The organism is Citrifermentans bremense R1 (assembly GCF_000426865.1).
Lineage (GTDB): Bacteria > Desulfobacterota > Desulfuromonadia > Geobacterales > Geobacteraceae > Geomonas > Geomonas bremensis.
In genome coordinates this window covers 1-5,595 of the sequence record NZ_AUGE01000061.1, presented here as the reverse complement: position 1 = coordinate 5,595, position 5,595 = coordinate 1, and the positions used below count along the sequence as shown (strand labels likewise).

8 protein-coding genes and 2 pseudogenes are annotated in these 5,595 nt (G+C 51.9%); 2 read left to right on the top strand and 8 right to left on the bottom strand.

Annotated features, from left to right (window positions below; all coding sequences use genetic code 11):
* From K419_RS0118555 to K419_RS0118530, 7 genes and pseudogenes are all read right to left on the bottom strand, one after another.
* Positions 1-205: pseudogene (locus tag K419_RS0118555) on the bottom strand (ISNCY family transposase); the annotation flags it as partial.
* A gap of 119 nt (positions 206-324) precedes the next feature.
* Positions 325-876 (bottom strand): NAD(P)-dependent oxidoreductase, encoded by a 552-nt coding sequence (locus tag K419_RS22425; RefSeq protein WP_084154283.1) that lies wholly within the window; start codon positions 874-876, stop codon positions 325-327.
* A gap of 36 nt (positions 877-912) precedes the next feature.
* Positions 913-1,485, bottom strand: a complete 573-nt coding sequence (locus K419_RS0118545; protein WP_026842854.1) for a carboxymuconolactone decarboxylase family protein — start codon at positions 1,483-1,485, stop codon at positions 913-915.
* A 25-nt stretch (positions 1,486-1,510) separates the two neighbouring features.
* Complete coding sequence (locus K419_RS0118540) at positions 1,511-2,062, bottom strand: NADPH-dependent FMN reductase (RefSeq protein ID WP_026842853.1); 552 nt, start codon at positions 2,060-2,062, stop codon at positions 1,511-1,513.
* A 30-nt stretch (positions 2,063-2,092) separates the two neighbouring features.
* A complete protein-coding gene (locus tag K419_RS23315; protein ID WP_084154282.1) occupies positions 2,093-2,344 on the bottom strand; it encodes a YHS domain-containing protein in 252 nt (83 codons plus the stop codon).
* On the bottom strand, positions 2,344-2,985 hold the full coding sequence (locus K419_RS0118535) for an NAD(P)-dependent oxidoreductase (RefSeq protein ID WP_026842852.1): 642 nt from the start codon (positions 2,983-2,985) through the stop codon (positions 2,344-2,346). Before K419_RS0118535 ends, K419_RS23315 begins: the two co-directional genes overlap by 1 nt.
* Before the next feature lie 102 nt (positions 2,986-3,087).
* Entirely contained in the window at positions 3,088-3,432 is a 345-nt protein-coding gene (locus K419_RS0118530) for a carboxymuconolactone decarboxylase family protein (protein ID WP_198013129.1), read from the bottom strand.
* Positions 3,433-3,690: 258 nt separating this feature from the next.
* On the opposite strand from K419_RS0118530, the gene K419_RS23310 reads away from it, so the two are divergent.
* Both K419_RS23310 and K419_RS0118515 read left to right on the top strand, forming a co-directional pair.
* On the top strand, positions 3,691-4,551 hold the full coding sequence (locus K419_RS23310) for a phage integrase N-terminal SAM-like domain-containing protein (RefSeq protein ID WP_198013128.1): 861 nt from the start codon (positions 3,691-3,693) through the stop codon (positions 4,549-4,551).
* The gene (locus K419_RS0118515) at positions 4,551-4,940 is read left to right on the top strand and encodes a type II toxin-antitoxin system VapC family toxin (RefSeq protein ID WP_026842850.1); all 390 of its coding nucleotides are present in this window, start codon (positions 4,551-4,553) and stop codon (positions 4,938-4,940) included. Before K419_RS23310 ends, K419_RS0118515 begins: the two co-directional genes overlap by 1 nt.
* Positions 4,941-5,266: 326 nt before the next feature.
* On the opposite strand, the pseudogene K419_RS0118510 reads toward K419_RS0118515, so the two are convergent.
* A pseudogene (locus tag K419_RS0118510) lies at positions 5,267-5,595 on the bottom strand (IS3-like element ISAzo10 family transposase); the annotation flags it as partial.

The following is a 5,595-nucleotide window of genomic DNA, read 5'->3' as shown; positions in this document are numbered from 1 at the left end:
GCACGCAAGATCGAAGCACCTGCTCAGCCGTCATTCCCTCTCGCCCGGTTTCGTGGCGGCGATTACGGATCAGGTCGTTATAAACCAAGTCCAGCATCTGTGGTGTGTCATCTAGAACCTTGGAGATCTCCTTGAGTTCCAGGCCGATGTCGTGACGAGCAGTTACTGAAAACAGGCTCATCTGCCGGGTCTGTTTTTGCCTCATGTTTGCCGCTCCAGTTGTTATTGAATTGAAGCAAATCAATATGTTACGGAACGGATTATAGCACGGCGACAACTAAAACCTAAGCACTTTCTCGGGGATTAGACAACAAATTCAGCACGTTATGTTTCCGGACGGAAACTAACTAATTTTGCAACCTGGCTGTTTCCCGGCTGCTCGCCATAGAAGAATATATTGGATCCCATGGCATCAAAGTATGGTCGACAAGATTTCACGATCTCTTCCGGGCCGGATGTCATAATCGATAATGTTCCCGCTTGTGCACCTGAAGCACCACCGCTTACTGCAGCGCTGATCAGTCGTAAATCACTTTCTTCTTCGACTTTTTTGCCTAATTCATTCATTGTTTCAGGGTCAAGTGTACTCATGACAATAATTGTTTTGCCTTTCGGATGATCAGTTAACAGCCCCCCCTCACCAAAAATAAGGCCAACATTCTGGGCGTGGTCACGAACCATTGAGATTATCGCCTCGTCAGCTAGTTCCGCCACTTCTTTCAATGTTGCCACCATCCTTATTCCTGCAGCTTCTGCCTTTGTATAAGCACCTTTAAAGGCATCGTAACCGATGACTTCAAAACCGGCTTTCTTCAAATTAACTGCCATCGGGAAGCCCATTGTTCCCAACCCTACAAATCCGATTTTTTTGCTCATAACTAATTCCTCCTCAATTACTCACTCGTTTTTCTCTTACCCCTTCACCCAGTTTCCATCCGCCTGCGGATCATTCGGAAGCTTAAAGGTTTGGATGAAGCCGGATAACATCCGGTAAAAGCCGATGACGATCATGGCATCAGCCAATTCTTCAATGGAGAAGTGTTCAAGCGTGTGTTTGAAAACAACACCCGACGCTTTGCCTTGTTCGAGTATCGTCTTCCCAAAATGCAGCAGAACCCGTTCACGTTCCGCAAATGCTTTCCCATCATCAAAGCGTTGTTCTGCAATGGCAATGAATTGATCTTCACGCACCCCTGCTGCCTGGGAAATGGAAACATGCTGCTCCCATTCATAGGCACTCCCTGTTTGCGCAGCCACGAGCAGGACCAATAACTCTTTGTGGTAATCGGATAGGGTCAGATTTTTGAAAATAGCGTTGGTTAGATCTATGATTTCCACGAAAGTACCTGGGCTATATCCCAACATCCGGAAAAAATTCACTTTTGTAGGTAAGCTTTCGAATTTTTGCCTGACTCGCTCAGGCAATTTTTCGAAATCAGGATACTCAATTTCAATTTCCGAGCTAAGCCTTTTATTAAAACTCATGTTGGATCCTCCTCCAGTACCAGCTCTAGTCAACGTGTTTTTTAACCCAGGCAACATATTGGTCCATCCAATTCTGCAAGAATTGTTTGCTGTCCGCACCAATGTTGCCAGCCTCGTCAAACAGACCCTCCTTGGCATGAATAAACGCTTCGGGTTGGCCAAGTACTGGTACATCAAGGTAAGCGAGAACATTGCGCAGATGCTGTTGGGCCAAGGCTGTGCCAACGGCTCCGATTGACGCGCCAATCACACCTGCTGGCTTGCCGGCCCAAGCGTTCTGGCCATAGGGGCGCGAGGCATGGTCGATGGCGTTTTTTAGTACGCCGGGAATCGAGCGATTGTACTCGGCAGTGACGAACAAAAGGGCATGGGCCGCCCTTACCTCAGACTTAAGCCGTTTGACTGACTCGGCCTGATTTGCGTCGTCGTCCTGATTGTAAAGTGGTAAGTCGCTGATCTGCACCTGCTTGAAGGAAAACTCAGGCGGGGCCAGCTTCACAAGTGAATAAGCCAGCTTACGGTTGAACGAATCTTTGCGAAGGCTTCCGACAACAACTGCAATTTGATAGTGGCTCATACAGGTCTCCTTTGAATGTTGGTTGGTTATTCAGGCCGCGGCTTGCATGTCGTTGTCGATCGGCAACTGCAGTATCTCGGGATGCATGGGGCACGGATAGGTGGCCGACCTGTCGCCGGATTTCAGAGATTGTGCGGATGCGGCGCCCAGATATTTTTCCGGATGTTCCAGAAATGCATTCTGGCAATGTTCGCTGCAGAAATAATGCACCTTTCCGTCGTGCCGAGCCTGGTATCGAGTGGCGCTGGATACAGCATGGAGCAGACGGGATCCTTTAGCCATCAGTACCCCACGGTAAAACGCTGACGAATGTGAGTCGGATTCTCCAGCTCATCAATCATCGCAACTGCGTAGTCCTGGACCGAGATCCAACTCCGGCCGCCAGCGTCAACAAGGAGCTGGTCTCCGCCAAGTCGGAATGTAGCGGTCCGCTCTCCCGGCAGCAGTTCGGCCGAAGGTGCCAGATACGACCACTCCAGCTCCGGTTCACTTCTCAGTTGCTCAAGGGCATTGAAAGTTGCCAAAGCACCGGGCCTGACCCAGTCCGGGAGATCCGGCCCATCGAGCACGCGGACTTCAGGCTTCACTTCCAATCCACCTGCCCCACCCACCCAGAGTACCCGCTTGATGCCCGCCTCTTTCACGGCAGCAATGATGTTCGTCGTGCCGCATACCTGGTCGTCGTACAGATTGGGATTTTGCCAGCCGGGATTGAAGGCGCTGATAAGCGCATCGTGGCCCCGGATCAGTTTTGCAAGGGACAAGAAATCATTAACGTTACCGGCTTGGGCAACGAGCCCTTCCTGTTCAGGAAGCTTCTCCGGATGGCGGACGATGGCTGTTACCGTGTGCCCTCTGCGAAGTACTTCTTCAAGCAGTGCCGAACCGACAAATCCGGTCGCGCCCAAGAGTGCTATTTTCATTTTCTGCTCCTTTCCCGCAGTCGTGACGCATACAGGAAAATTGAATTCATCTCAGGATATCAATGCATCTTCGGCGACTACCGATGCCGATACTGCTTATGGTTATGGCTCTGTCTTGGCGCTATAGGCATCCATCACCCGTGCCGAATAGACCAGCGCAGCTCCGGCATTGACGGCGATGGCAACTCCCAGGGCTTCCATGACTTCTTCCCGCGTCGCCCCGTGTTTGACCGCCGCATCCGTATGAATAGTGATACCCCCGTCGCACTGGCGGGTGACGGCTACGGCGAGGGCAATCAGTTCGCGTGTCTTGGCGTCCAGGTGCCCGGTCTTTGCACCGGCTTTACTCAATGAGCCGTAACCGCTGACGGTGTCGGGGCTGATCTTTGCCATTTCGCCAATGGTGGCAAGCAGTTGCTGCTGGTACTCATTCCAATCGTGCATCATCTCTGGACCCTCCTTTGTCTGGGAAAGACAATCTTCTTGGGGCTGTCCTAGATAAATAAAATTGTCTAGGACAGTCCATGATAAGACTCCTTTTTTATTGCATCTTCGTACCGAGTATTAAGTGTACACTCGCAATTTAATTAATCAATTTACTGTTTCGGTCACCAACGGATCACCACTTGTACGCCGCCATGGAGAGGATTCCGTAGGTATAGGGGGCCAGGGGGACACGTATAAAGAGGGCCAGGGGCCCCCTTTATGGCCCTTCAGAAGCAGTCGAGAATCCCGCCGTCAAGTCATGCGGAGTACTTGCAGTGGCTCAGGTATTATCATGCCTTTTGCGACAAATATTCCCCACCGGAGTCCAAATCGGACCGCGTACGGCTCTTCTGCGAGAAGCTAGGCGAAAAAAAACAGACACCTGAACAGCAACAGCGAGCAGCTTACGCAGTTTCGTTATACTTTTCGCTTTTGAAGAGAAAGGAGGCCCAGGTTCGGGAGGTAACGGACAACAACCCGCCCTCCACGCAGACACTGCTTCACACCTCCAACTATATGGAAGCCGGATACGCGGTGAAATCCGATTCTCCCGAGTGGGACGCCGTGCTGGAACGTTTTGCCGAGGAGATTAAGGTTCGGCACTACTCCAGGAAGACTTTGAAGGCGTATGCAACGTGGTCCCGTAAATTTCAGCATTTCCTTCAGGACATGAAGCCCGAGGAACTGTCGACGGATGATGTAAAGCGATACCTCACTTTTCTCGCCGTGAAATGCCATGTCGCGGCGTCGACACAGAACCAGGCGTATAATCCCCTTCTGTTTAATGCGATCCCGAGAGAGTTGACACAACGGTTATGGCCATATAAACTGACCACACTTGGGGGACAATTTATGAAACAGTACAACATCGCCGAGGCGAAATCGCATTTTTCAGAACTGGTAAAACTTGCGCTTCAGGGGGAAGAGGTCCTTATAGCAAGGGGAAACAAACCGCTTCTTAAGCTTACCCCGGTAAACGGGGCCAAGCGGAAGCGGGTTCCCGGCTCCGCCAAGGGCCAGATTTTGTCAGTATCCCCCGACTTCGACGAGCTTCCTGAAGACTTCAAGGAATACGTCTGATGGCGCGCCTGCTTCTTGATACTCACGCGTTCTTGTGGTGGCTTGACGATGCACCTCAGTTGAGCGCCGCAGCCATAGAAGCGATAAGCGATGCCGACAACGAGTGCTATCTGAGCCTGGCTAGTTGCTGGGAAATGGCCATCAAATCCAGCTTGGGGAAGTTACATCTGGCCAGTGCTGTGGAGCGGTTTGTGTCTGAACAACTGGCCGCGAACAGTTTCACCTTGCTAAATATAGAGTTACGACACGTAGCCAGGGTGCAGAAGATGCCATTTAAGCACCGCGATCCGTTCGACCGTTTGCTTATTGCGCAAGCCATAACGGAAAAACTCACCATAGTAACCGCTGACAAAGCTTTCGCAGAGTACTCGGCAAAGCTCCTCTGGTAACATCCCGGTTCAACTGTCCCGCATCCGGCTTTCCGATATTCTTCGCTGCAAGGTATGCGTTTTCGGTACTGGAATTAAAGGGGACAGGCGCCTCGCCTCATGCGACGCCTGTCCCCTTTTTTGGCTTTTCCGCTCTGGTGCTCTGGGTGCCGCAAATCTTGCTTTGCCAGAAGCCTTTTGATTTATCAGAAGTTATCCACGATGTTTCCGTCCAATCCGTGTGCAATGCCTTTGACTTTGCGCGGTTGAGGAACGCTGGGACAGGCGATGTGGGAAGGGTTCGCGTTATTTTTGCGGGTGCGCCTTGCTTTGCCGGAAGGCACTTCCAGCCGGATCAGTCGTCCGCGCCCTCCCCGTAGATCGCCGAGAGCTTTTTTGAAAGAACCAGGAGCGCAGCCGTTTCTGCGAGAGCCTTCTCCTTACGCCGTAGCTCACGCTCAAGCTCCTTTATGCGCCGATGGTCGTGTCGCGTCTGCTGCGGAGTTGCCCGGGTTTCCTGGGGCGCTGCCAGGGCCTGTACTGCGTTGCTGCGCCACTTCTCCAGTTCAGCCGGGAAGATGGAATGCTCACGGCACCATGCGCTCTTGGCAGCTTCATCCATTGCAGCCGTAGTAATTACCGCTTCAAAGCGCGCTGCTGCCGTCCAAGTGCGATC